Raw genomic sequence first — 23164 nt, 5'->3', positions numbered from 1 at the left:
ATGCAGGGGCAGCGGGGGCGGGCGAATCGGGGCTCACGAAATCGATGTCTTCCGTCGGGGGCAGGGGACGAGCGGGCCTCCAGGGAGAGGCACCGCTCGGTTCCGTGAGCGCAGCATGTGCGAACATCACGAATTCATAAAGGATAACCACGGCCGGCGGGATCCGGCCAGAGCCCGCCGCGCACAGGCGTGATCGGGGCACGGCACGCGGCGAGCCCCGACGGGATCCTGCGCTGATCCACCTGCCGACGCACGGAATCCGTGTCGGCCCGACGCGGGAGAGCGGTTACACCTCGTCCGCGCGCAAACGGCGCAGCAGATCCTCCAGCTCGGCGAAGAGGGGCTCCGGCGCCGCGATCAGCAGCCCGGAGCCGAAGGGGGCGCCGTCGAGTCCTGCGACCCGCGCGCCCGCCTCCTCGGCGATGAGGGCGCCGGCGGCGAGGTCCCACGGGTTCAGGCCGCGCTCGTAGTACGCGTTCAGCTGCCCGGTGGCCACCGAGCACAGGTCGAGCGCCGCCGAGCCGATGCGGCGGATGTCGCGGACCGAGCCCAGAAGCTCCTGCACCACGGCGCCCTGGCGCATCCGGCGGCCGGCGTCGTAGCCGAAGCCGGTGCCGACCAGCGCGAGCGAGAGGGAGGAGGGAGCCGAGACCTGCAGGGCGACGCCGTCCCGCTCGGCTCCCCCGCCTCGGCTGGCCGTGGTGACCTCGCCCGTCGCTCCGTTCACGACCGCGCCGGCGAGCGCGGTCCAGGTCGCGGGATCCGGCTCCCCCTCCACCACCGCGATGCTGACCGCGTAGGACGGGATGCCGTAGAGGTAGTTGACGGTCCCGTCGATCGGATCGACGACCCAGGTCAGGCCGCTCGTGCCGCCCCCCGACCCCGACTCCTCGCCGAGGAAGCCGTCGTCCGGTCGCGCCTCGGCCAGGCGCCGGCGGATCAGCTGCTCGACCTCCCGGTCCGCTGCTGTCACCACGTCCTCCGGGGACGACTTCGACGCGGCGATCTCGACACCGTCCTGCCGCCGCTGGCGGGCGAGGTGCGCCGCCTCGACGGCGATCGAGCGGGCGATGGCGAGGAGGGGGGCGTTGTCGCTCATGGCCCCAGCCTAGGGATCGGGCCCATCATGGGGGGATGAGCACCCCGATCGCCCTCACCGGAGCCACCGGAGCCGTGGGCGGCCGCGTCGCGCGCGAGCTCGCCGACGCCGGTCACGCCCTCCGCCTGCTGGTCCGAGACCCGTCCCGCGCGCCCGAGCTCCCCGGGGCGGAGGTGGTGCGCTCCTCCTTCGCCGACGCGGGCGACTCGCTCGAGGGGGTGCGCCTCCTCCTGATGGTCTCCGCCTCCGAGAACGAGGAGCGCCGCGCCGAGCACCTCGCGTTCGTCGACGCGGCCGCCGCCGCGGGCGTCGAGCACGTCGTCTACACCTCCTTCGCCGGAGCCGCACTCGACGCGGTCTTCACCCTCGCCCGCGACCACGCGGCCACCGAGGACGCGATCCGCCGCTCCGGCATGGGCTGGACGTTCCTCCGCGACAACCTCTACCTCGACTTCCTGCCCGCGATGCTCGGCGAGGACGGCGCGATCCGCGGACCCGCGGGATCGGGCCGTGCCGCCGTCGTCGCGCGCGAGGACGTGGCCCGCTCGGCCGCCGCCGTCCTCCGGTCCCCCGCAGAGCACCGCGGAGCCGCCTACGAGCTGACCGGACCCGAAGCGCTCACCCTCGACGAGGTCGCGGCGACCCTGACGGCGGCAGGACGTCCCGCCTCGTTCGTCGACGAGACCCTCGAGGAGGCGTACGCCTCGCGCCGCCGCTGGAACGCGCCGGACTGGCAGCTGGACGCCTGGGTCAGCACCTACTCCGCGATCGCCGCCGGGCAGCTGGAGCACGTCTCGCGCGACGTCGAGCGGCTGACCGGACGGCCGCCGCTCTCCCTCGCGGGGTTCCTGGAGCAGGAGGCGCGGGGCTGAGGCGACGGCGCAGGCCGAGGTGACGGCGCGCGGGGTGCGGCGGCAGGAAGGACCGCCCCCCGAGGATCCGCCGGACCCGTGCTGCCCCGGACCGGTGCTGCCCCGGACCGGTGCTGCCCCGACATGCGGAACGCCCCGCGCATCTGATGATGCCGGGGCGTCTGCTGGGTGCTCCTGCTCGGTGGCGAGTGAGGGATTCGAACCCCCGAAGGCTACGCCGTCTGATTTACAGTCAGATCCCTTTGGCCGCTAGGGTAACTCGCCGTGGCGCACCCGACCGCGTGTTCACAACCGGAGGCGCTCAGCAAGGATACCCACGCGACCGGCGGATCGGAAATCGGTGCCGCGAGGGCTCAGTCCGCCTCCGCCGCGTAGCGGGACGCCGCCTCCGCGACCTTCCCCGCATAGCTCCCGGCCGGGTTGTAGGCCGCGATCGCCGCCCGCCAGCCCGACTCCGTCGAGAGGTCGCCGCCGGCGTCGCAGAGGTACCGGGCGGCGGTCACCGCCTGCTGGTCCACGTTCTGCGGATCCCATCCGCTCGACGCCCACGCCATCCAGGTCGCCGGGATGATCTGCAGCGGACCCATCGCCCGGTCGACCTCGGCGTCGCCGTCCAGAGCCCCGCCGTCGTTGTCGGGGACCCGGTCGAAGCGCGTGCCGTCCAGGCGGGGGCCGTAGATCGGCTCCGTCGGCCGCCCGTCCTCGCCCAGCTCGCCGCCGTCGATCGTGCCGTGCCTGCTCTCGACGTAGCCGATGCCGGCCAGGGTCGCCCAGTCGAGGCGGCAGTCGGGGTCGACCGACGCCGTGAGGAGGGCCGTGCCCGCGTAGGCGGTGAGCGCGCGCAGCGGGATGCCGCTCCCCTCGGACGCCGTGCCCAGCCACGCCTCGTCGGCGAGCAGCCGCACGGGCGTCGCCGCGGCCTGCTCGGGATCCTCCAGCACGACGGGGTCGGCCGCGACGGGAGCGGTCGCCGCGGGAGGAACGGTGGACAGGCCCTCCTCGACCGTCAGCGCGGGCGGCCGCTGACCGCAGCCGGCGAGGAGGAGGCCTGCGAGCGGGACGAGGACGAGAACGGGGAGGCGGCGCACTCCTCAGAGGTACCAGCCGCGCCTGGGGCCGGGCTCCGCCACGCCTGAAAGCTAAACTCGGAGCCATGGCAGATTCAACGTTCGACGTCGTCAGCAAGATCGACAAGATGGAGGCGGACAACGCCCTGAACCAGGCCCACAAGGAGGTCGAGCAGCGCTACGACTTCAAGAACGTCGGCGCCTCGATCGCCTGGAGCGGCGAGAAGATCCTGATCAAAGCCAACACCGAGGAGCGGGCGAACGCCATCCTCGACGTCTTCCAGTCGAAGCTGATCAAGCGCGGCATCAGCCTCAAGAGCCTCGACGCGGGCGAGCCCTTCGCCTCCGGCAAGGAGTACCGGATCGAGGCCACCCTCAAGGAGGGCATCGACCAGGAGCACGCGAAGAAGATCAACAAGCTCATCCGCGACGAGGCCCCGAAATCGGTCAAGTCGCAGATCCAGGGCGACGAGCTCCGCGTGTCCTCGAAGAGCCGCGACGACCTCCAGGCGACCATGGCGCTCCTGCGCGGGGCCGACCTCGAGCTCGACCTCCAGTTCGTCAACTTCCGCTGAGGGATGGCGCACTCGGGAGCACGCGCGTGACCGCCGGCATCGACGAGCCCGACCGGCGGGGCCGCTCCGGACTCGACCGGGAGGGCCTCGACCTCGTCGGGAACCCCGACGTGGTCGTGAAGGAGGTCACCCTCCTCTCGAGCGACTGGTACGTCCTCCGCACCACTCGCTTCGACTACCGGCACCGCGACGGCAGCTGGACCACCGAGCAGCGCGAGACGTACGACCGGGGGAACGGTGCGGCGGTCCTGCTCTACGACGCCGAGGCGCGCACCGTCGTCCTGATCCGGCAGTTCCGCTACCCCGCGTACGTGAACGGCGACATCGACGGGATGCTCCTCGAAGTCCCCGCCGGCCTCCTGGACGAGGACGGGCCCGAGGAGGGCGCCCGCCGCGAGGCGTCCGAGGAGACGGGACTCGAGGTCGGCCGGCTCGAGCACGTGTTCGACGCGTTCATGAGTCCCGGCTCGGTCACCGAGAAGCTGCACTTCTACGCCGGGCGCTACCGCGCGGGCACGCGCAGCGGAGCATTCGCCGGACTCGCCGACGAGGGCGAGGACATCGAGGTCCTCGAGCTCTCGTTCGACGAGGCGCTGACCCAGATCGGCGTGCAGATCGTCGACGCGAAGACGATCGTGCTCCTGCAGTGGGCGGCCCTGTCCGGCCCGTTCTCGCGCTGACCCTCGGGCGTCGCCGCTCCGGGTGCGTCAGCGCGCGTACTCGGCGAGGGCACGTCCGGTCAGCGTGTCCGCCGCCGCGAGCCCGACCGGAGTCCCCTCGAAGACGATCGTCCCTCCGTCGTGCCCGGCACCGGGCCCCACGTCGATGATCCAGTCGGCGTGGGCCATCAGGGCGCGGTGGTGCTCGATCACCACGACGGAGTTCCCGGAGTCGACCAGCCGGTCGAGCAGGCCGAGCAGCGTGTCGACGTCCGCGAGGTGCAGACCCGTCGTCGGCTCGTCGAGCAGGTAGACGGATCCGGCCGAGGCCATGTTGATCGCGAGCTTGAGGCGCTGGCGCTCGCCCCCGGACAGCGTGTTCAACGGCTGTCCGAGGGTGAGGTAGCCGAGACCGACGTCGACGAGTCGGGCGAGCACCGTGTGCGCCGGTCCGGTCGCGAAGAACTCCGCGGCATCGACGATCGGCATCGAGAGCACCTCGTGGATGTTCCTCCCGCGGAGGCGGTACTCGAGCACCTCCGCGGTGAACCGCTTGCCGTCGCACTCCTCGCAGACCGACGAGACGGTCGCGGCGGGGCCCAGCTCGGTGAAGATCATCCCGGCACCCTTGCAGACGGGGCAGGCGCCCGCCGAGTTGGCGCTGAAGAGCGCCGGTCGCACGCCGTTCGCCTTCGCGAAGGCCGCACGGATCGCATCGAGGACCCCGGTGTAGGTCGCCGGATTGCTGCGCCGCGAGCCGCGGATCGGCGACTGGTCGGCCACCACCACGCCGGGCCGACCCGCGAGCGAGCCGTGCAGGAGCGACGACTTGCCCGAGCCGGCGACTCCGGTGACGACGGTCAGCACGCCGAGCGGGACGTCCACGTCGACGCCGCGGAGATTGTGCGTGGAGGCTCCGCGGATCTCGACCGCCCCGGTCGGACGGCGCACGGCCTCCTTCAGCGGGACACGGTGACCGAGATGGCGGCCCGTCAGAGTGTCGGACGTGCGCAGCTGCGCCACCGTCCCCTCGAACCGCAGCTCGCCGCCGTGCGCGCCGGCCCTCGGACCGAGATCGACCACGTGATCGGCGATCTCGATGATCTCCGGCTTGTGCTCGACGACCAGGACGGTGTTGCCCTTGTCCCGCAGGCGGCGCAGAAGCTCGATCATCCGCGAGACGTCGTGCGGATGCAGCCCCGCCGTCGGCTCGTCGAAGACGTACGTGACATCCGTGAGGCTCGACCCCAGATGCCGCACCATCTTGACCCGCTGCGCCTCACCGCCCGAGAGGGTGCCCGACTCCCGATCGAGCGACAGATAGCCGAGGCCGACCTGGACGAGGGCGTCGAGCGTCCCGAGGAGGGTCTCGACGATCGGAGCGACGGACGGCGCCTGCAGTCCACGGAGCCACGCGGCGAGGTCGGTCGCCTGCAGCGCGGCGCACTCGGCGATGTTCCGCCCCTCGATGCGCGACTCCAATGCCGCCCGGGTGAGCCGCCCGCCTCCGCACTCGGGACAGGCGGCGAACGTGGCCACCCGCTCGGCGAAGGCGCGGATGTGCGGCTGCGCCGCCTCCTTCGCCAGGTAGAGGCGGGTGACCTTCACGAGGAGGCCCTCGTAGGTCATCGTCATCCCGGCGATGGCCATCTTGGTGGCGGGACGGTGGAGGAACGCGTCCATCTGCTCGGGCGTGAAGTCCGCGATCGGGACATCGGCCGGATACAGGCCCGACTCGGCGAGGCCCTTCCAGTACCAGCCGCCGACGACGAAGTTCGGGATCGCGTCGAGAGCACCGCCCTCGAGCGACTTCGAGCGGTCGATCAGCGCGTCGAGGTCGATGCTCGACACGCGGCCCGTCCCCTCGCACCGGGGGCACATCCCCTCCGGCAGGTTGAAGGAGAACGTACCGCTCGTGCCCGCGTGCGGGTCGCCGATCCGGCTGAAGAGGATCCGGAGCATCGTGTACGCGTCGGTCGCCGTGCCGACCGTGGACCGGCCGTTCGACCCCATCCGCTCCTGGTCGACGACGATCGTGGCCGACAGCCCGTCGAGCGACTCCACGTCCGGGCGGGCGGGCGACCCCATGAACTGCTGCACGAAGGCGGAGTAGGTCTCGTTGATGAGGCGCTGGGACTCGGCCGCGATGGTGCCGAAGACGAGAGACGACTTACCGGAGCCAGAGACCCCGGTGAACACGGTGATCCTCCGCTTCGGGATGTCGACGTCGACCCCCCGGAGATTGTTCTGGCGCGCACCGCGCACCCGGATGACGTCGTGGGGCGCGGGCGTGGTCATGCTGTCTCCGTCCAGAGCGGTGCCCGAAGCCTAGAGGAGGCGCGCGGCGTCCGCGCCGGAACGACGAACGGCCCTCCGAAGTGCATCGGAGGGCCGTTCGGAGAGCTCGCGTCAGAGCGCGGCCGGCTCCGCCCGCGAGATCGCGATCATGTCCTCACGGGGAACGACCTTCACACGCGCACGGCCCTCGGGCTCGCCCAGCGCCATCTCGTGCTCGTCCAGCCGGTGCCAGCCGTCGAGATCCGTGTAGGCGATCTCCCGCTCCTCGAGCAGCGCGACCACGGCAGCCTCCTCGGGGTGCTCGGGCGTCCACCACGACGCCTGATCGTTGAGCACGTGCGCGACCGTCTCCATGGCATCGGACTTGGTGTGCCCGATGAGGCCCACCGGTCCGCGCTTGATCCAGCCGGTCGCGTAGACGCCGTGGACCTGCTGGTCCTCGTCGTCCAGGACCTGGCCCTCACGGTTCGGGATCACGCCTCGCATCTCGTCGAACGGGAGGCCGTCGAGCGGTGAGCCGAAGTAGCCGACCGCGCGGTACACGGCCTGCACGGGGACCTCGCGGATCTCACCCGTGCCGCGCACTCCACCCTCGCCGTCCGGCTCGGTGCGCTCGTACCGGATCGCGCCGACCCGACCGGATCCGTCGTCCACGAATTCGAGAGGCTTCGCCCAGAAGTGCAGGTGCAGGCGGCGCGAGGCGCCCCCGACCTCGCGGGTGCGCCACTGGTTGAGCACCCGGTTGATGACCATGACCTGCTTGTTGGTCGCGATGGCGGCCTCCGAAGCGGGATCGAGGTCGAAGTCCTCGTCGGCGACGATCATGTCCACGTCGCGCAGCTCGCCCAGCTCGCGCAGCTCCAGCGGAGTGAACTTCACCTGAGCGGGACCACGGCGCCCGAAGACGTGCACGTCGGTGACGGGAGACGCCTTGAGCCCCTCGTAGACGTTCGGCGGGACCTCGGTGGGCAGGAGGTCCTCGGCGTGCTTCGCCAGCATCCGCGAGACGTCGAGCGCCACGTTGCCGTTGCCGATGACGGCGACGGAGGAGGCCTCCAACGGCCAGGTTCGCGGCACGTCGGGGTGGCCGTCGAACCAGCTGACGAAGTCGGCCGCGCCGTAGGAGCCCTCGAGCTCGACGCCGGGGACGACGAGCGGAGCGTCGCGGACGGCGCCGGTCGCGAAGATCACGGCGTGGTAGTGCCGCTTGAGATCCTCGAGCGTGATGTCGGTCCCGAAGTGCACGTTGCCGAAGATGCGGATGTCGCCCCGGTCGAGCACCTCCCGCAGCGCGGTGATGATCCCCTTGATGCGCGGGTGATCGGGCGCGACTCCGTAGCGGACCAGGCCGTAGGGAGCGGGCAGGTGCTCGAACAGATCGATCGAGACGTCGTACTTCTTCTCGGCCTTGATCATGAGGTCGGCGGCGTAGATGCCCGCGGGACCCGCGCCGACGATGGCCAGCCTGAGCTTGGTCATTGCGTTCCTCCTGCCGGGGCGCCGCAGCGCACAACCGGTCTCATTCCTGCGGCGCAGGGCGCGCCGCGACGATCGGGGTCAGCCGTTGCGCTCGACGACGGTGTCGGCGAAGCGCGTCAGCGCCTTGCGGACGGAGCCGTCGGGCAGCGGAGCGAGGGCGGCGACGGCCTCGTCGGCCCAGCGGTGGGCCTCGGAGAGGGTCTGCGCAGTGACGTCGTGATCGCGCAGCTGAGCGATGGCGTCCGAGATGTCGGCGCTCTGCTCCTCCGTGTGCGCGATGGCGTCGTTCGAACGGCTCACGTAGCTCTCGATGCGGGCGAGGAGAGCCGCCGCCTCCCTGTCGGACGAGGCGCGCTCCCGCAGACGCAGGATCGGCAGCGTCGACACACCGGCGCGGATGTCAGTGCCGGGGTTCTTGCCGGTCTCCTCCGGCTGGGGCGAGAGGTCGATGACGTCGTCGACGATCTGGAAGGCGACGCCGATCTTCTCGCCGAAGACGCGCATGGCCTCCTCGTACTCCTCCGGAGCCTCCGAGAACGCGACGCCCGTGCGGCCCGCCGCGGCGATCAGCGACCCGGTCTTGTCGGCCAGGACCGACAGGTAGTGCTCGACCGGGTCCTCGCCGTCGGTCGGGCCGACCGTCTCGTGCAGCTGCCCGAGGACGAGCCGCTCGAACGTGTCGGCCTGGAGCCGGATCGCCTTGTCGCCGAGCTCGACCATCAGCTGGTTCGCGCGGGCGAAGAGCAGATCGCCCGTCAAGATGGCCACGTTGTTGCCCCACACGGTCTGGGCCGACGGGACGCCGCGGCGCTTCTCCGCCTCGTCCATGACGTCGTCATGGTAGAGCGACGCGAGATGCGTGATCTCGATCGCCTGCGCACCGAGCAGGACCTGCGGCGTGTTGCCGCGGCCGAGCGACGCGGCCAGGAGGGTGAGCATCGGGCGGACGCGCTTCCCGCCCGCCTCGAGGAGGTACCGGGTGGAGACGTCGGCCACGGCGTCCGCGAAGGACAGCTGCCGGACGAGACCCTCCTCGACCTGCTCCAGTCCCGCGTCTATCGTGCGGGCGAGAGCCCGGTCCGACGAGGAGGAGAAGATGCGCTCGGAGAGGCCGAGCTGCGCCGTCAGAGACGGGCTGCGACGAGCGACGGGCGCAGTGGCGTTCACAGGGAGACCCTAACGTCTCGGCCTGTGCGGACCCCGGTGGTCATCGGGTCGCCGCGATCGGCTTGACGCCGCGGTGCAGCGCCACGATGCCCGCGGTCAGATCGCGGTAGGCCACGCGCTCGAAGCCCGCGGCGCGGAGCCAGGCGGCGACAACCCTCTGCGCCGGCCAGGCCCGGATGGAATCGCCGAGATAGTCGTACGCGGGATTGTTCGACGACGCCAGCCGCACGACGGCGGGCATGACGGTCGACAGGTAGAAGTCGTACGCGGCGGCCAGCGGGGCGATCGGCGGAGTCGAGAACTCGCAGATCACGACCCGGCCGCCCGGCTTCAGCACACGCAGGAACTCGGCGAGCGCCGTCCTGGGCTCGGCCACGTTGCGCAGACCGAACGAGATGGTCACGGCGTCGAACGACTCGTCCTCGAACGGGAGGTCCATCGCGTCGGCCTGGACGAACTCGATCCGGTCGTTGCCCGCCTGACGGCGACGGCCGACGGCGATCATCCCCGGGGAGAAGTCGGCTGCGACGACCTGGGCACCCGACCGCGCCAGCGACGCGCTCGACGTGCCGGTGCCGGCCGCGATGTCGAGGATGCGCTCACCGGGAGCAGGGTTCACGGCGCGAGTCGTCGCGATCCGCCAGAGCCGGTCGTTCCCCACCGAGAGGAGTCCGTTCACCAGGTCGTAGGCGGGAGCCACGGTGTCGAACATCGAGGCGACCTCGTCGGGCCGTTTGGTGAGGTCTGCCTTCGTCACGATCCGCAAGTCTACGGCGAGACGCGGGACGGCGGCTGTGCATCCGCCGTCCCGCGCCCGGTCGGCGCGCTCCCCCTGGGGAAGCGCCGGGGCCGCCCCGCTCCGCCTCGCGCGGCGGCGCCGGACCGGATCACGGTAGCAACGGAGCCCAGCGCCCCGAGCCCCGCGGCGTGGGACGTCCCACCTTCTGGCGCGGGCGTACCCTGCTGAGGTGACGCTCATCGGCGCTGTAACCCCACTGCTGCGTGCGGAGACGACTCCTCTGGACTCTCCGCAGTCGCTCCTCTCCCACTCCGACCCGCGACGGCCCCTCCTCTGGCAGCGCGACGGCGCCGGCCTCAGCGGACGCGGCGAGGCCCTGCGGCTCGAGTTCTCGGGGCCGGAACGGCTGCGGGACGCGGCGGCGGCGTGGCGTCGGCTCTGCGACGCGGCGACGGTGGACGACCGGGTCGGACTGCCCGGGACGGGGCTGGTCGCGTTCGGGACCTTCGCTTTCTCGAGCCGATCCGAGGCGACGAGCGTGCTGATCGTGCCGCGGACCGTGATCGGGACGCGCGACGGCCGGTCGTGGCTGACGCGGATCACGATCAGCGAGTCGGAGGGACCGGAGACGCCGGGCGAGGAGCCGCTGGGAGCGGAGTACCACGTGCCGCTCTCGCCGGGTGCTCTGTCGCCGGACGGGTACCGCGAGGCGGTGGCCGCAGGCGTGGAGGCGATCCGGGCGGGAAAGCTGTCCAAGGTCGTGATCGCGCGCGATCTGCAGGGGCGGCTTCCTCCGGGCGCGGACCTGCGTCGGATGCTGGGTGCGCTCACCGAGCGCTACCCGGACTGCTGGGGCTTCGCCGTGGACGGATTCCTCGGCGCCAGCCCGGAGACGCTGGTCGCGGTCGATCGGGGCGAGATCTCGGCGAGGGTGCTCGCGGGCACAGCTGCCCGAGGAGAGGACCCGCTCGCCGACGCCCAGGTGGAGACCGCTCTGCTCGCGAGCCCGAAGGACCGCTCGGAGCACGCTTTCGCTCTCGCCAGCCTGGTCCGGGAGCTCGAGCCCCACACGCGGAAGCTGACGGCCGGCGTCGCCCCGTTCACGCTCCGCCTGCCGAACCTCTGGCACCTCGCGACGGACGTGCGAGGGATTCTGGACGACTCCTCCAGTGCGCTCGATCTCGTCGACGCTCTGCATCCGACCGCGGCAGTGGCCGGCACTCCGACCGCCGACGCCCTCGCGCTCATCGAGCACCTGGAGCCCTTCGACCGCGGTCGGTACGCAGGACCCGTCGGCTGGATCGACGGCAACGGCGACGGCGAGTGGGCCGTCGGCCTCCGGAGCGCCGAGGTCACGGCCGAGGGCGCGGTCACGGCCTGGGCGGGCGCCGGCATCGTGGCCGACAGTGTGCCCGACTCCGAGCTCGCCGAGACCCGGATGAAGTTCCGGCCGATCACCGACGCGCTCGCCTGACGTACGTCGGGAGTCGCTGAGGCCGTCGACCACCCGGCCGCTGTCCCGCCGCTGCCTAGCCCGCCGGGTCTCCGTCGAGCCGGGGCACGACCGGCCGTCGTCCTGCGCCCTCCGGCGGACGCCCGGGCAGCGCCGGCGGTCGGGTCGTTACGCGTCGGCCCGTCGGTGTGGTCCAGTCCGCTGTGCCGTCCGGATGGAGCAGATACGTCCACCGGTCGCCGTGGCGCACGTGGTGGTGGGCGACGCACAGTGAGGCGAGGTTCTCGGGTGCCGTCTCTCCCCCGTTGCGCCATTCGACGCTGTGGTCGGTCTCCGTCGAGGACGCCGGTCGGGTGCAGCCCGGGAAGCGGCAGGTCTGGTCGCGGAGGCGGACCAGCAGCCTCATTCTCGGCGGCGGGAGGCGGTGGCGGCGCCCGACGGAGACGACCGCTCCGGTCTCCTCGTCGGTCAGCACCGGGGTGAAGGCGGCGTCGTCGTCGATCAGCGCTCGCACCGCCTCGGCGGGGATCGGCCCGTAGCCGTCGAGTTCAGCGGCCGCCTCGTCGTCGCCCGCGGCGGTGCTCGCCGCTACGGTGACTCTCACCTCGGCCCGCGGCCCCGTCGAGGGCGCCGCGGCTCCCTCCGGAGTGGTCCCCGCCACGTCCCCGTGGCAGAGCAGGTCGGTCCACGCGTCGGCGCGGAGCTGCGCCAGCGTCCGCAGATCGCGCTCCCCTTCGCCGCCGTCGCGCAGATCCCTCGCGATGCGGTCGAGCCGGGCGAGTGCTCCGACGGCCTGAGGCGCGGGGACGTGCGCGCAGACCGTCGCCATGCCGTCGATCCCGGCCGTCAGCCACACCCGGCGGTCCTCCCGGGCGCGAGCGTGTCGCTCCATGAGGGGTTCGTCGTGCAGCTCCTCCCGCACCCGCGCGAGGGCGTGGCGCAGCTGCCCCGGGGTCAGCGTCTCGGCGAGGTCGACGGCCCGGTCGTCGTAGGCCGCGCGCGCCGCTGCCGGGAGGGTCGCCGCGACGGAGCAGATGAGCTGGCCGGCCTCCCAGCGCATCCTGGCGTGGGCGAGCGCGGCACGGGTCCGCGGCAGCTCCTCCATCAGGAGCGAGGCGTGCAGCAGCTCCCTGGCGGCGGTGCGCTCGGAGATCCCGAGGGCGACGGCGAATTCGGCTCGGATCGACCGGTCGACGAGGTCCGTCGCATCCTCGTCGCGCGCCGAGGAGCCTCGGGCGAACGCCTCGGGACAGGTCAGTGCTGTGCGGTGTCCCGCGTGCAGCGCCTCCGCGGCGGACAGGAGCACCGGGGAGGCGCTCCTCGCGAGCGCCGCCGCCCGGTCGCCGAGGGCGAGGACTTCTCCTCGCACGGTCTCCGCATCAGCCATGCCTCCAGCGAAGCAGCAGCAGACGGGCTCCGGAGCTCGAACGAGGCGTCCCGGGGAGAACCGCGCCCGAGGACGACCTGTGGAGGACCGTCCGACCGGACCCGTGCGGACTCAGCGCTCGAGCCGGATCTCCACGATGCCCGGCCCGTCGCCCGGCGAGGTCAGCGCCTGCTCCAGCTCGCCGCGCGTCGCCGCACGGCGGTGGCCCCACCCGTAGGCGCGCGCGAGAGCCTCCAGGTCGGCGTTCTGCGGAGTGAACTGCACGCGGTCGAACGCGTCGGGATGCGAGCTCGACGCGACCTCGAGCCCGTCGAAGATCGTGCCGCCCCCGTCGTTCACGACGACGAGCTGCACGCGCGGTCGCCGCTCTCCGGGCGGGAGGAGGAGGCCGCCGGCCTCGTGGAGCAGAGTGAGGTCGCCGAGGACCACGCGGGTGACGCCGCCCGCTCCCTGCTCGGTGGCCTGCGAGGCCACCGCAATGCCGAGCGCGGTCGAGATCGTGCCGTCGATGCCGGCGAGGCCGCGGTTCGCCAGAACGGAGATGCGCTTGCCCGGCAGAGTCCCGTCGGCGACGCGGATCAGTCGCGAGGCTCCGAACAGGAGCCGGTCGTGCGGCCAGGTCACCTTCCAGACCGCGGCGACGACGAACTCCCGGGTGAGCGGTGCCCTGATCGCGGCGAGGGCGTTGCGCGCGTAGCCGCGGCGGTCCTCGACCGACATCGACCCCGCGTCGGGGACCTCGTCCAGCTCGTCGGGATCGACCGTCAGGGCGCGGCTCGCGGACACCCAGGATCCGGCCCAGGCGCGCTCGCCGCGCTCGGGACGCGGCGACCCCTCGGGGCGGACCACGTCGACGCCTCCGACGCGTCGGGCGCGCCGGCCGGGGTTGTAGAACTGCTCGCGCACGGGGTCGACGACGATCACCTCGACTCCCTCGCGCCGCAGCAGCTCGGGGACCTCGCGGGAGAGCGTCGGGTGGCCGAGCACGATCGCCCGGCGGATGCGTCCACCGAAGTCCGGCTCGCCGAGCAGGCGCCGCCAGGCGACGACGAGCTGCGGCCCGAAGCGGGCGCCGGAGGAGACCTCGGCCAGCAGCGGCCAGTCTCCCGCGCGCGCGACGTCCTCGGCCTCCGCGCCCGCCTTGTCGCCGGCGATGACGACAGTGAGCGGCTCACCCGGCCCGGCGGTCACGACGGCACGCGGGGTCCCGGATCCGATCGCGGGCGACGAGACCGGTTCGATCCGCTCGATGTCCGGCAGAGCGGAGGAGAGCGGATCGCGGAAGGCGAGATTGAGGTGGACCGGCCCGCGTCGCGCGGCGGCGACGGCCCGATCGGCGAGCGCCCGCGCGTCCTCGGGCCGGGAGTCGTCGTCCGGAGCCGCCACGTCCTCGAACAGGCGCACGGCACGCCCGTACAGCTCGCGCTGCTCGGCCGTCTGGTTGGAGCGGATGCCGCGCAGCTCGTCGGGACGGTCGGCCGTGAGGACGATCATCGGCACGTCCGAGGCGTCCGCTTCGAGCACGGCCGGGTGCAGGTTCGCGGTCGCCGTGCCGGAGGTCGTGATCACGAGCGCCGGCATCCGGGATTCGAGGGCGAGGCCCAGCGCCAGGAACCCGGCGGAGCGCTCGTCGATCCGCACGTGCAGCCGGACGTCGCCGCGGGTCTCGAGCTCTGCCGCCACCAGGGCGAGCGCCTGCGAGCGGGAGCCCGGAGCGACGACGACGTCGCGGACGCCGAGCGCGACGAAGCGGGTGAGGAGGTCGACCGCGAATCGGGTGGAGGGGGCGACCGGCCTGTGCTCAGGCATCCCGGCGGCCGGGGCCGTCGGCCTCGCCCTGCTCGTCCATGTCGGCGAGGTCGCGCTCGAGCTGGGCGATGCGCTCGGCCTGCAGGCGCTCCTCCTCGGGGTCGCGCTCGGTGCGGAGCGTGCCGAGGAAGTCGGGGTCGTCATCCGGAGCGGTGTAGCGGCGGCCGGCGGCGCGCTGCTTGCGGGGCCGGCCGATCCAGAACCACAGTCCCGCACCGATGACGGGGAGGATGAGCACCACCAGGAGCCAGGACCACTTGGGGATCGCACGCACGGCGTGACGGTTGCTCATCGCGACGTCGATCACGGTGTAGACCGTGAAGACGGCGAGGGCCACGAGCAGGCCGATGACGAGGCGGATCATGGACACGAGTCTACGTCCGGCACCCTCGTCGGGGAGGGTCCGCACGGACGCTGGACAGGAGGCTCCCACGGTGCTCACGGAAGCGCGTGCAGGGGCCGACGTACACTGTCCCGGTGAAACTGAGCCGCGCGGTCGTCGTCTACTCGCTCCTGCGCCTGGCCATGTTCGCCGGCGTCTTCGTGCTGGTGTACCTGCCGGCGCGCACCTTCGTCGACTCGGAGCTGACGGCCGCGGTCACCGCGGGCTTCGTCGCCGCGATCGCGAGCCTGTCCCTCTCGTACATCCTGCTGAGGAAGCCCCGTGAGCGCATCGCGGAGGCGATCTACGAGCGGCGCAAGGACGTCCCGCGCGCCCCGACCGACGACGACGTCGAGGACGCCGCGGTCGACGCGACCCGCGACGAGCGCTGAGCCGGACGCTCCCGTCGGCGAGGACTCCGCTCGAACGCGCTGAGCCCGTCAGCACCGGGCCCGCCCCGCAGCAGCCCGTCCGCCCCGAGCCCGGCCCGGACGAGTCCGTCCTGTCCGCGCCCGCGTCGCCCGAGCCCGTCTCGCCGGCGCCGCCGCTCTAGAACGCCAGCGCCGCCCCGAGGACGACCGCGTAGGCGAGCCCGCCGAGGCTCGTCAGCTGCAGTGCCAGGATGAGCTCCTTCGCCGTCTTCGCCGTCAGAGTGATCAGGATGGCCGGCAGGATCATCAGCAGCACGAAGAGCGTCAGCCATGCCAGCGGGTAGAACAGCGCGAGGATCACCGCGATGCCGAACGGGATCAGCACGAAGCCCGTGTAGATCGCCCGGGACACGGCCGGTCCCGCGAGGACCGCGAGGGTCCGCTTGCCCGAGAGGCGGTCGGTCGGGATGTCGCGGATGTTGTTGACCATGAGCACGGCGCAGGCGAACAGGCCCGCCGCCACGGCGCCGAGCCACGACTCCTGGTTGGTGCGGCCGATCTGCACGAACGTGGTGCCGACGGTGGCGACCAGGCCGAAGAACACGAAGACGAAGAGCTCGCCGAGCCCGAGGTAGCCGTAGGGGCGGCGTCCGCCGGTGTAGAACCAGCCGGCCGCGATCGCCGCCGCGCCGACGATCAGGAACCACCACTGCCCCGAGAGGGCGGTGAGCACGAGGCCGGCGACGGCCGCGATCCCGAAGAAGACCAGGGCGACGGTGAGCACCTGACGGGGTTTCGCCGCTCCGGAGCCGGTCAGCCGCGAGGGTCCGACGCGATTGGCGTCGGTGCCGCGCACGCCGTCGGAGTAGTCGTTGGCGTAGTTGACGGCGATCTGCAGGGCGAGCGAGACGGCCAGGCAGAGCAGGGCGCGCACCCAGTGCCAGCCCTCGTCGACGACCTGGGTCGCTCCGGTGCCGATGAGCACGGGGGCGACGGCCAGCGGGAGGGTGCGGAGGCGGGCGCCGGCGATCCACTCGCGGGGACCGGCGGGCTTCACGACGACCGCTCGCGGGCTGCCCCCGGGGCGGCCGCTGGAGGACTTCTTCTTGCGACTCGTACTCGACACGGAGGGAATCCTACCCACCGGCCCGTCGACGCTCGGAGCCGGTCAGCCCTGCGCGGCGAGCACCTCGAGGGCGCGGCGGTCGGGCTTCCCGGAGGCGAGGAGGGGGATGCGGGCGACCGGAAGCACGGCCGCGGGAGCGGCGGCGCGCCCGAGGCGGTCGGCGATCAGGGCGCGCAGGTCCGCGAGCGCGGGAGCCTCCTCCGCCGTGACGACGACCGGGACCTCGCCCCACTGCTCGTCCGCCCGCCGCACGACGACCGCGTCGGGGACGGTCCCCTCGCGGAGCACGGCCTCGACGGCGTCGAGCGAGACCTTCTCTCCGCCCGACACGATCACGCGGTCCAGCCGACCGGTCACCCGGAGGCGCCCGTCGACGACGGTGCCCGCGTCGCCGGTGCGGTACCAGCGCTCCCCGTCGAGCTCGAGGAAGGCGGAGGCGCTGCGCTCGTGGTCGATCGCGCCGTCGGCGTCGAGGTAGCCCTCCGCGAGGGTCGGGCCACCGAGCAGCACCTGGCCGTCCTCGACGCGCATCCGCACGTCGTGGAGCGGGACGCCGTCGTAGACGCAGCCGCCGGACGTCTCGCTCGAACCGTAGGTCAGGCGGATGCGCACGCCGAGGGCCGCGGCGCGGTCCCGCAGCGGCTGCGGCGTCGCCTGGCCGCCGATCAGGAGGGCGTCGAACGAGCGGAGCGCCTCGGCCGCGGAAGGATCGCGCTCGGCGAGGTCCAGCAGCCGCGCGAGCTGGACCGGGACCAGCGAGGAGTAGCGCCGCTCCCCCGCCGGCATCGTCCGGGCGAGAGCGAGGAAGGCGGCCGCATCGAAGCCGCCGGCCGGGAGGACCACCGGGTCGGCCTCCGCCGTCAGCGACCGGACGAGGACCTGCAGGCCCGCGACGTAGTGCGTCGGCAGGCAGAGCAGCCAGCGTCCCGGCCCGCCCAGCTCGGCGAGGGTCGCGGAGGCGCTGGTGAGCAGGGCCGCTGTCGAGAGCGCGACCCGCTTGGGCGGCCCCGACGAGCCCGAGGTCTCGACGACAGCGGCGACGCGCTGCGGCACGACGGCGTCATCGGAGGCCGTCGCAGCACCGGGGGCGGACACGCGGATCGCCGGGCCGCTGCCGTCCAGGGCCGCGCGCAGAGCGAGGAGGACGGTCTCGACCGTCGCGTCGACACCGGCGAGCGGGCGGGTCACCTCGACGCCGTCCTGCTCAGAACTGCCACGGGAACGGCGACCAGTCGGGCTCGCGCTTCTCGAGGAAGGAGTCGCGTCCCTCGACGGCCTCGTCGGTGCCGTAGGCGAGGCGCGTGGTCTCGCCCGCGAAGAGCTGCTGACCCACGAGCCCGTCGTCCACGGCGTTGAACGCGTACTTCAGCATCCGGATGGCCGTGGGCGACTTGGTGAGGATCGTCTCGGCCCACTCCACCGCGGTCGTCTCGAGCTCGGCGTGCGGTACGACCGCGTTCACGGCGCCCATCTCGTAGGCGCGCTGCGCGGAGTACTCCCGAGCGAGGAAGAACACCTCTCGCGCGGCCTTCTGCCCGATCTGGCGGGCGAAGTACGCGGAGCCGTAGCCCGCGTCGAAGGAGCCGACGTCGGCGTCCGTCTGCTTGAAGCGCCCGTGCTCGGCGGAGGCGAGGGTGAGGTCGCAGACCACGTGCAGCGAGTGCCCGCCTCCCGCGGCCCAGCCGGGGACGGCCGCGATGACGACCTTCGGCATGAAGCGGATGAGGCGCTGCACCTCGAGGATGTGCAGGCGGCCGTTCCGGGCGGAGTCGATGCCCTCGGCGGTCTCGCCGTCCGAGTACCGGTAGCCGTCGCGGCCGCGGATCCGCTGGTCGCCGCCGGAGCAGAACGCCCAGCCTCCGTCGCGCGGGCTCGGGCCGTTGCCGGTCAGGATGACGACGCCGATGCGCGGGTTCGTGCGGGCGTCCTCGAGGGCGCGGAACAGCTCGTCGACCGTGCGCGGCCGGAACGCGTTGCGGACCTCGGGCCGGTCGAACGCGACCCGCGCGATGCGGCCGGAGCGGTCGTGGTGGTAGGTGATGTCCTCGAGTGCGTCGAAGCCGTCGACGGCCGCCCAGCGGTGCGCGTCGAACAGTTCGGAGACCTGCGTGCTCATGCCACGACCCTACTGATCCGGACTGCACGGCGACTCGACACCGTCCGGGCAGACGGAAGGGGACCCCGCTCCCGCGGAGTCCCCTTGCCGGTGCTCGCCGCTACTTGGCGGCGGAGGTGGTGCGGTTCTCGGCCGACACCATCCAGGCGTACTGCTCGAGGCTCTGGATGATCGCGTGGAGGAGGTCCGCGCTGGTCGGGTCCTCCTCGTCCACCTGGTCGTGGACCTCGCGCATGGTGGCGGCGGTGTTCTCGAGGCGGATCGTGACCAGGTCGACGGTCTCGGCCGTGTCGATCTCGCCGTGCGGGTACTCGGGGAGGGTGGTCGTCGCCGCGACGGTGTCGCTGCGGCCGTCCGGGATCCCGTGGAGGGCGCGCATGCGCTCGGCGATGTCGTCGCTGAACTCGCGCGCGGCCTCGATGATCTCGTCGAGCTGCAGGTGGAGGTCGCGGAAGTTCTTGCCGACGACGTTCCAGTGGGCCTGCTTGCCCTGGACGTGGAGCTCGATCAGATCGACGAGGACGATCTGGAGGCTGTCGAGCAGCTCCTTGGAGGCCTTGAAGCCCTTCTCGGCGTTCTGGCGGCGGCTGGTCTTGGCACCGGAGCCCGCGGGGGCTTCGACGTGGCGTTCGAGGGTGGTGGTCATGGACCATTCCTTTCTCTTGCAGTGCCGGGCGCGGTGTCCCGCCCCGAGTCTGGCTTCTTCGGCTGGACAGCGCCCGCACGCGCGGGGTGCGCGCGCTGGGCGGGGTCCGTGGTTGCGGGGATCAGATCGTGGCGACGGATCCGGAGTCGACGCGGTAGTTCGAGCCGTTCACGAACGAGGCGCGGTCGGAGCAGAGGAAGGCGATCACGGCTGCGACCTCCTCCGCCTCGCCCCGGCGCTTCAGCTCCATGTACGGCCGCTCCTCGTCGAGGAAGGACGAGATCGCCTCGTCGACCGAGGTGCCCCTCTGCTCGGCGCGCTTGGACATCATCGCGTCGGTCATCGGAGAGCGGATGAACGCGGGCGAGACCGTGTTCACGAGGAGGCCCTCCTGCGCGTAGGAGCGCGAGAGGCCCTTGGCGAAGGCGAGGACGCCCGCCTTCGCGGCGCAGTAGGGCAGTTCGTCGTCGTAGGGCTGCACGGCGTCCTCGGAGGCGGTGAGCACGAGCCGGCCCCAGCCTCCGGAGCGGAGGTCGGGGAGGAACTCGCGCACGAGCCGCACGGGCCCGAGCAGGTCGACCTCGAGGGTGCTGGTCCAGCCCTCGTCGTCGATCTCGTGGAAGAGGCCCTGCGCCCCCGTGACCCCGGCGCACTGCACGAGGATGTCGATCCCGCCGACCGCTCCCGCCACCCGGCGGTGCAGCTCGGCGAGCTGCTCCGAGCTGGTGACGTCGGCGGCGAAGGCGTGCAGGCGTCCCTCCGGAGCATCGAGCCCGGCCGCGGCCCGGTCCAGCTCCGCCTGGTCCTTGTCGGTGATCACGACGGTCGCGCCCTCGGCGAGGAGGAGCTGCGCCGTAGCCAGGCCGATGCCGGAGTCGCCTCCGGTGACGAGGGCGGTGCGGCCGGTGATTCCGAGGTCCATGCTGAGGTGCTCCTTGTGGGTGCGGTGCGAGGGGGTGGTTCCGGTCTACGCCCCTCGGGGCCGGCCCTCAACGGGTTGCGCGGAGGCCGTGGGCGGGGTTACGCGCGATCGGTCTCCTCGGGCGCCAGCTGCTCGATCGTGATGGCCGCGTTGATCAGCGCGAGGTGGCTGAGCCCCTGCGGCAGGTTGCCCCAGAAGGCCAGGTCGTCGACCGCGATCATCTCGGACATGATCCCGACGTCGTTCGGGACCGTGGCGACGAGCTCGTCCATCAGGGCGACCGACTCCTCGTGCCGACCGACGCAGGCCAGGGCGGAGGCGAGCCAGAACGAGCAGGCCACGAACGGGTGCTCCTCGCCCTCCATGCCGGAGTAGCGGAACAGCAGCGCGCCGCGGCCCAGCTCCTTCACCAGGGCGTCGATGGTCGAGACCATCCGCTCGCCGCGCTCGTAGCCGCTGGGCGCGTGCAGGAGCACCGAGGCGTCCAGCTCCTCGCTGCCGGGGTACATCACGTAGGAGCCGAGCTCCTCGGACCAGCAGTGCTCCTCGATCCACTCGCGGATGCGGTCCCGCTCGAAGCGCCAGCGCTCGGGGCTGCCCGCGACCTGGCCGAGCTCCGCCAGGTGCACGGCCGCGTCGAGCGCCTGCCAGCAGCCCATCTTCGAGGAGGTGTAGTGCTGCTCCTCCTCCAGCTCCCACATGCCCGCATCGCGGTTGCGCCACAGGTCGCAGGTGGTGTCGGCGACGCGGGCGAGGAGCCGGCCGGTCTGGATGTCGAGGACGTTGCCCTCGTCGACGTAGATGCGGCAGATGTCGAAGAGGTCGCCGAAGACGCCCAGCTGCAGCTGGCTCTGCGCTCCGTTGCCGGCGACGACCGGTCCGATGCCGGCGTAGCCCGGGACGTCGAACTCCTCGAGCACGGTCGGCATGGAGCCGTCGAGTCCGTAGAAGATGTGCAGGTCCGGCCCGTGCGCCTTGATCGTGCGGAGGAGCCAGGACAGCGCGGCGTGCGTCTCCTCGCGAAGGCCGAAGCGCACCAGCGCGTGCATCGTGTACGCGGCGTCGCGCACCCAGGCGAAGCGGTAGTCCCAGTTCTTCCCGCCGTTGGGCGACTCCGGGAGCGAGGTGGTCGCGGCCGCCGCGATGGCCCCGGTGGGCGAGTAGATCAGCAGCTTGAGCGCGAGGGCGCTGCGCTGGACGGCCTCGGACCACGGGCCGTCGTAGGAGAACTCCTCGGACCAGTCCTGCCAGCTGCGGATGGTGCGGTCGATGCCGCGGTCGACGTTCTTCGCGACGGGGAAGTGCAGCGGCTCGTCGTGCGTGGCCGAGACGACCAGGACGTGCCGCACCGCGTCCTTCCCCGCGGTCACGACGAAGGATCCCGTCAGCTCGTCGCCGGCACCGGAGGGCGCGTCGTCTCCGTCGGGCCCGTGCTCCTGGCCGGTGACGCCGATGGTGATGTCGCCGGCGCGGATGAGCGAGCGGCCGTCGGCGTTCTGGATCCACGGGGAGAACCGGCCGAGACCCGTCCCGGGGCGCACGGCCCACCGCATCCGCACCTCGCCGTCGACGCCGTCCACGCGGCGCGCGAGCTCGGCCCACGGGAGGCGGCCGGCGATCCCGGTGACGAGCGCGTCCGTCACGCGGACGGTGCCCGACTCGGTGGTGAAGGTGGTCTCGAGGACGTTCGTGTCGCGGATGTAGGCGCGCGAGACCTCGGCGGGCTCCTCGGGGGCGAGCTCGACGCAGCCGCCGGACTCGGCGTCGATCAGGGCGGCGAAGGCGGGGGTGGAGCCGAGGTCGGGGACGGGCATCCAGTCGACGCTGCCGTCCTTCGCGATCAGGGCGACCGTGCGACCGTCTCCGATCGCGGCGTAGTCGCGCAGGGGCCTGGTCGAGCGAGGTGCAGCCATCCCCTCACCGTAGGGCGCGGGCGGTGCGCCGATTCGGGCTTGCGGGCGGACGGGCTTGCTTGTAGCGCCCGGTCAGGTCGCGGCGACTCCGCCGTACTCCTCGAGGCGGTCGGTGAACTCGCCGCGGTCCTCGTCCTGGAGGACCCCGTTCGCGTACCCCGCCAGGAACGCGCCCTGCGGGTCCGGCGAGAGGCCGACTCCGTCGAGCATGTCGGCGACCAGGCCGGTCGGATCGGCGTCGAGGTCGACGAGGCCCAGCTCGATAGCGGGCACGAGGTCGGCGGAGGAGCGCGCGGTGACGATCCAGAGCGCGGCCGAGGCCTCCTCGTCCGAGAGGTCGCCGTCGAGCTCGTAGCCCGCCTCCGACCACTCCTCGGGGGTGTCGGCCACCTCGACGTCGTCGAAGCCGAGGGGCGAGAGCGCTGCCGTGAAGCGGTCGACCGCCGCCTGCCTATCGGCGTCGGTCGAGACGTCGGCGGCGGCGTACTCGGTCGCCGAGATGTAGTCGTAGAGGAGGGAGGGCCCGCCGTAGGCGTTCTGCGACTGCTCGTAGTACTCGTCGTCGGCCGAGGTCCACTCCTCGGGGACGGCGCCCTCGACGGCCGCGACGGCCTTCTCGGCACTCGCGCGCACGTCCTCCGCGGACGGCTGGCCGAGGATCGTCGCGGCGTCGCCGTCCTGGTAGCCGGGGTAGTCGTAGAGCGGATCGGACGGGTCCCCGCTGCCGAACGGGTCGTCCGTCGGGTCGCCGAACGGCTCGGCCGGAGCGCTCGTCGACGCGCTGTCGGCGGCGGAGTCGAGCGCGCCGCCCACTCCGACGGCGACGACCGTTCCGAGCACGCCGGTGTAGACGACGCCCACGAGCAGGCTCGTCCCGAGCGCGATCCAGGCGCCTCTCCCGAGCGGTCGAGGGGAGGGGGAGGAGCCCTGCGTCGGCCCCGGGGCGGGCACGGGCGGCGGGCTCATCGGCATCTGGCTCATCGCACTCCTCCGGACTCCAACGGCAGCCTCGTCAGTCTGGCACCTCGGCGGGCGCTCGGAGGAGGGACCCCGGGGGCTTGCGCGCGCGGCACGGACCTCCTGC

21 protein-coding genes and 1 tRNA gene are annotated in these 23164 nt (G+C 72.5%); 5 read left to right on the top strand and 17 right to left on the bottom strand.

Translation table 11 applies throughout. The features are described 5' to 3' along the window. Nucleotides 1–286 precede the first annotated feature (286 nt). On the bottom strand, nucleotides 287–1099 hold the full coding sequence (locus tag C5D44_RS04865) for an inositol monophosphatase family protein (RefSeq protein ID WP_104276660.1): 813 nt from the start codon (nucleotides 1097–1099) through the stop codon (nucleotides 287–289). 35 nt (nucleotides 1100–1134) lie between these two features. Between C5D44_RS04865 and C5D44_RS04860 the strand changes: the two genes are divergently transcribed. After that, on the top strand, nucleotides 1135–1971 hold the full coding sequence (locus tag C5D44_RS04860; protein ID WP_104281005.1) for an SDR family oxidoreductase: 837 nt from the start codon (nucleotides 1135–1137) through the stop codon (nucleotides 1969–1971). Between the two features lie 182 nt (nucleotides 1972–2153). Here C5D44_RS04860 and C5D44_RS04855 read toward each other — a convergent pair. Continuing rightward, nucleotides 2154–2235, bottom strand: a tRNA-Tyr gene (locus C5D44_RS04855). 89 nt (nucleotides 2236–2324) lie between these two features. Further along, nucleotides 2325–3059, bottom strand: coding sequence for a hypothetical protein (locus C5D44_RS04850; protein WP_104247936.1), 735 nt, complete (start codon nucleotides 3057–3059; stop codon nucleotides 2325–2327). A gap of 65 nt (nucleotides 3060–3124) precedes the next feature. Here C5D44_RS04850 and C5D44_RS04845 point away from each other — a divergent pair, with 65 nt between their 5' ends. Together C5D44_RS04845 and C5D44_RS04840 are read left to right on the top strand one after the other, a co-directional pair. Then, nucleotides 3125–3613, top strand: coding sequence for a YajQ family cyclic di-GMP-binding protein (locus tag C5D44_RS04845; RefSeq protein WP_104223606.1), 489 nt, complete (start codon nucleotides 3125–3127; stop codon nucleotides 3611–3613). A gap of 26 nt (nucleotides 3614–3639) precedes the next feature. Continuing rightward, a complete protein-coding gene (locus tag C5D44_RS04840; RefSeq protein WP_104281004.1) occupies nucleotides 3640–4293 on the top strand; it encodes an NUDIX domain-containing protein in 654 nt (217 codons plus the stop codon). Nucleotides 4294–4320: 27 nt separating this feature from the next. Here C5D44_RS04840 and C5D44_RS04835 read toward each other — a convergent pair whose 3' ends face one another. The 4 genes from C5D44_RS04835 to ubiE all read right to left on the bottom strand — a co-directional run bounded on the left by C5D44_RS04835 (nucleotide 4321) and on the right by ubiE (nucleotide 9973). Continuing rightward, the gene (locus C5D44_RS04835; protein WP_104281003.1) at nucleotides 4321–6570 is read right to left on the bottom strand and encodes an excinuclease ABC subunit UvrA; all 2250 of its coding nucleotides are present in this window, start codon (nucleotides 6568–6570) and stop codon (nucleotides 4321–4323) included. A 111-nt stretch (nucleotides 6571–6681) separates the two neighbouring features. Further along, nucleotides 6682–8049, bottom strand: coding sequence for an FAD-dependent oxidoreductase (locus C5D44_RS04830; RefSeq protein ID WP_104276656.1), 1368 nt, complete (start codon nucleotides 8047–8049; stop codon nucleotides 6682–6684). Between the two features lie 78 nt (nucleotides 8050–8127). Continuing rightward, on the bottom strand, nucleotides 8128–9216 hold the full coding sequence (locus tag C5D44_RS04825) for a polyprenyl synthetase family protein (protein ID WP_104276655.1): 1089 nt from the start codon (nucleotides 9214–9216) through the stop codon (nucleotides 8128–8130). 40 nt (nucleotides 9217–9256) lie between these two features. Continuing rightward, the gene (gene ubiE / locus C5D44_RS04820) at nucleotides 9257–9973 is read right to left on the bottom strand and encodes a bifunctional demethylmenaquinone methyltransferase/2-methoxy-6-polyprenyl-1,4-benzoquinol methylase UbiE (protein WP_258067883.1); all 717 of its coding nucleotides are present in this window, start codon (nucleotides 9971–9973) and stop codon (nucleotides 9257–9259) included. Between the two features lie 211 nt (nucleotides 9974–10184). Here ubiE and C5D44_RS04815 point away from each other — a divergent pair, with 211 nt between their 5' ends. Further along, nucleotides 10185–11429, top strand: coding sequence for an isochorismate synthase (locus tag C5D44_RS04815; protein ID WP_308471641.1), 1245 nt, complete (start codon nucleotides 10185–10187; stop codon nucleotides 11427–11429). 55 nt (nucleotides 11430–11484) lie between these two features. Here the strand turns inward: C5D44_RS04815 and C5D44_RS04810 are convergent, their stop codons facing one another. The 3 genes from C5D44_RS04810 to C5D44_RS04800 all read right to left on the bottom strand — a co-directional run bounded on the left by C5D44_RS04810 (nucleotide 11485) and on the right by C5D44_RS04800 (nucleotide 14968). Continuing rightward, nucleotides 11485–12795, bottom strand: coding sequence for an HNH endonuclease signature motif containing protein (locus C5D44_RS04810; RefSeq protein ID WP_104281002.1), 1311 nt, complete (start codon nucleotides 12793–12795; stop codon nucleotides 11485–11487). A gap of 111 nt (nucleotides 12796–12906) precedes the next feature. Further along, nucleotides 12907–14604, bottom strand: coding sequence for a 2-succinyl-5-enolpyruvyl-6-hydroxy-3-cyclohexene-1-carboxylic-acid synthase (gene menD / locus C5D44_RS04805; protein WP_104281001.1), 1698 nt, complete (start codon nucleotides 14602–14604; stop codon nucleotides 12907–12909). Beyond that, nucleotides 14597–14968 carry a PLD nuclease N-terminal domain-containing protein gene (locus C5D44_RS04800; RefSeq protein ID WP_104225908.1) on the bottom strand — a complete coding sequence of 124 codons (372 nt, stop codon included), beginning with the start codon at nucleotides 14966–14968 and terminating at the stop codon, nucleotides 14597–14599. Before C5D44_RS04800 ends, menD begins: the two co-directional genes overlap by 8 nt. Nucleotides 14969–15081: 113 nt before the next feature. Here C5D44_RS04800 and C5D44_RS04795 point away from each other — a divergent pair, with 113 nt between their 5' ends. Beyond that, a complete protein-coding gene (locus tag C5D44_RS04795) occupies nucleotides 15082–15378 on the top strand; it encodes a DUF4229 domain-containing protein (RefSeq protein ID WP_104304572.1) in 297 nt (98 codons plus the stop codon). A 157-nt stretch (nucleotides 15379–15535) separates the two neighbouring features. On the opposite strand, the gene C5D44_RS04790 is transcribed toward C5D44_RS04795, so the two are convergent. From C5D44_RS04790 to C5D44_RS17910, 7 genes are all read right to left on the bottom strand, one after another. Next, nucleotides 15536–16483 (bottom strand): 1,4-dihydroxy-2-naphthoate polyprenyltransferase, encoded by a 948-nt coding sequence (locus C5D44_RS04790; RefSeq protein WP_374954067.1) that lies wholly within the window; start codon nucleotides 16481–16483, stop codon nucleotides 15536–15538. Nucleotides 16484–16525: 42 nt separating this feature from the next. Continuing rightward, nucleotides 16526–17671: an AMP-binding protein gene (locus C5D44_RS04785; protein WP_104280998.1), complete on the bottom strand. Its 1146-nt coding sequence runs from the start codon at nucleotides 17669–17671 to the stop codon at nucleotides 16526–16528. A gap of 16 nt (nucleotides 17672–17687) precedes the next feature. Further along, on the bottom strand, nucleotides 17688–18599 hold the full coding sequence (locus C5D44_RS04780) for a 1,4-dihydroxy-2-naphthoyl-CoA synthase (RefSeq protein WP_068255374.1): 912 nt from the start codon (nucleotides 18597–18599) through the stop codon (nucleotides 17688–17690). Between the two features lie 100 nt (nucleotides 18600–18699). Beyond that, nucleotides 18700–19245, bottom strand: a complete 546-nt coding sequence (locus C5D44_RS04775) for a Dps family protein (RefSeq protein ID WP_104223596.1) — start codon at nucleotides 19243–19245, stop codon at nucleotides 18700–18702. Between the two features lie 121 nt (nucleotides 19246–19366). Further along, entirely contained in the window at nucleotides 19367–20167 is an 801-nt protein-coding gene (locus tag C5D44_RS04770) for an SDR family NAD(P)-dependent oxidoreductase (protein WP_104280997.1), read from the bottom strand. 98 nt (nucleotides 20168–20265) lie between these two features. Continuing rightward, nucleotides 20266–22080, bottom strand: coding sequence for a glycoside hydrolase family 15 protein (locus C5D44_RS04765; protein WP_104276648.1), 1815 nt, complete (start codon nucleotides 22078–22080; stop codon nucleotides 20266–20268). A gap of 72 nt (nucleotides 22081–22152) precedes the next feature. After that, nucleotides 22153–23061: a hypothetical protein gene (locus tag C5D44_RS17910; protein WP_181118446.1), complete on the bottom strand. Its 909-nt coding sequence runs from the start codon at nucleotides 23059–23061 to the stop codon at nucleotides 22153–22155. Between the last annotated feature and the right edge of the window lie 103 nt (nucleotides 23062–23164).

The sequence above is a fragment of the Rathayibacter sp. AY1B5 genome, assembly GCF_002932795.1.
Taxonomy (GTDB): Bacteria; Actinomycetota; Actinomycetes; order Actinomycetales; family Microbacteriaceae; genus Rathayibacter.
This window is presented reverse-complemented; position numbering and strand designations above follow the sequence as displayed.

What these genes read in the sequence shown, in the direction of transcription:
- menD (WP_104281001.1), bottom strand. Translation starts at nt 14,604, where the DNA reads ATGCCTGAGCACAGGCCGGTCGCCCCCTCCACCCGATTCGCGGTCGAC.
- C5D44_RS04860 (WP_104281005.1), top strand. Translation starts at nt 1,135, where the DNA reads ATGAGCACCCCGATCGCCCTCACCGGAGCCACCGGAGCCGTGGGCGGC.
- C5D44_RS04810 (WP_104281002.1), bottom strand. Translation starts at nt 12,795, where the DNA reads ATGGCTGATGCGGAGACCGTGCGAGGAGAAGTCCTCGCCCTCGGCGAC.
- C5D44_RS04865 (WP_104276660.1), bottom strand. Translation starts at nt 1,099, where the DNA reads ATGAGCGACAACGCCCCCCTCCTCGCCATCGCCCGCTCGATCGCCGTC.
- C5D44_RS04780 (WP_068255374.1), bottom strand. Translation starts at nt 18,599, where the DNA reads ATGAGCACGCAGGTCTCCGAACTGTTCGACGCGCACCGCTGGGCGGCC.
- C5D44_RS17910 (WP_181118446.1), bottom strand. Translation starts at nt 23,061, where the DNA reads ATGAGCCAGATGCCGATGAGCCCGCCGCCCGTGCCCGCCCCGGGGCCG.
- C5D44_RS04770 (WP_104280997.1), bottom strand. Translation starts at nt 20,167, where the DNA reads ATGGACCTCGGAATCACCGGCCGCACCGCCCTCGTCACCGGAGGCGAC.
- C5D44_RS04765 (WP_104276648.1), bottom strand. Translation starts at nt 22,080, where the DNA reads ATGGCTGCACCTCGCTCGACCAGGCCCCTGCGCGACTACGCCGCGATC.
- C5D44_RS04830 (WP_104276656.1), bottom strand. Translation starts at nt 8,049, where the DNA reads ATGACCAAGCTCAGGCTGGCCATCGTCGGCGCGGGTCCCGCGGGCATC.
- C5D44_RS04775 (WP_104223596.1), bottom strand. Translation starts at nt 19,245, where the DNA reads ATGACCACCACCCTCGAACGCCACGTCGAAGCCCCCGCGGGCTCCGGT.
- C5D44_RS04845 (WP_104223606.1), top strand. Translation starts at nt 3,125, where the DNA reads ATGGCAGATTCAACGTTCGACGTCGTCAGCAAGATCGACAAGATGGAG.
- C5D44_RS04800 (WP_104225908.1), bottom strand. Translation starts at nt 14,968, where the DNA reads ATGATCCGCCTCGTCATCGGCCTGCTCGTGGCCCTCGCCGTCTTCACG.
- C5D44_RS04835 (WP_104281003.1), bottom strand. Translation starts at nt 6,570, where the DNA reads ATGACCACGCCCGCGCCCCACGACGTCATCCGGGTGCGCGGTGCGCGC.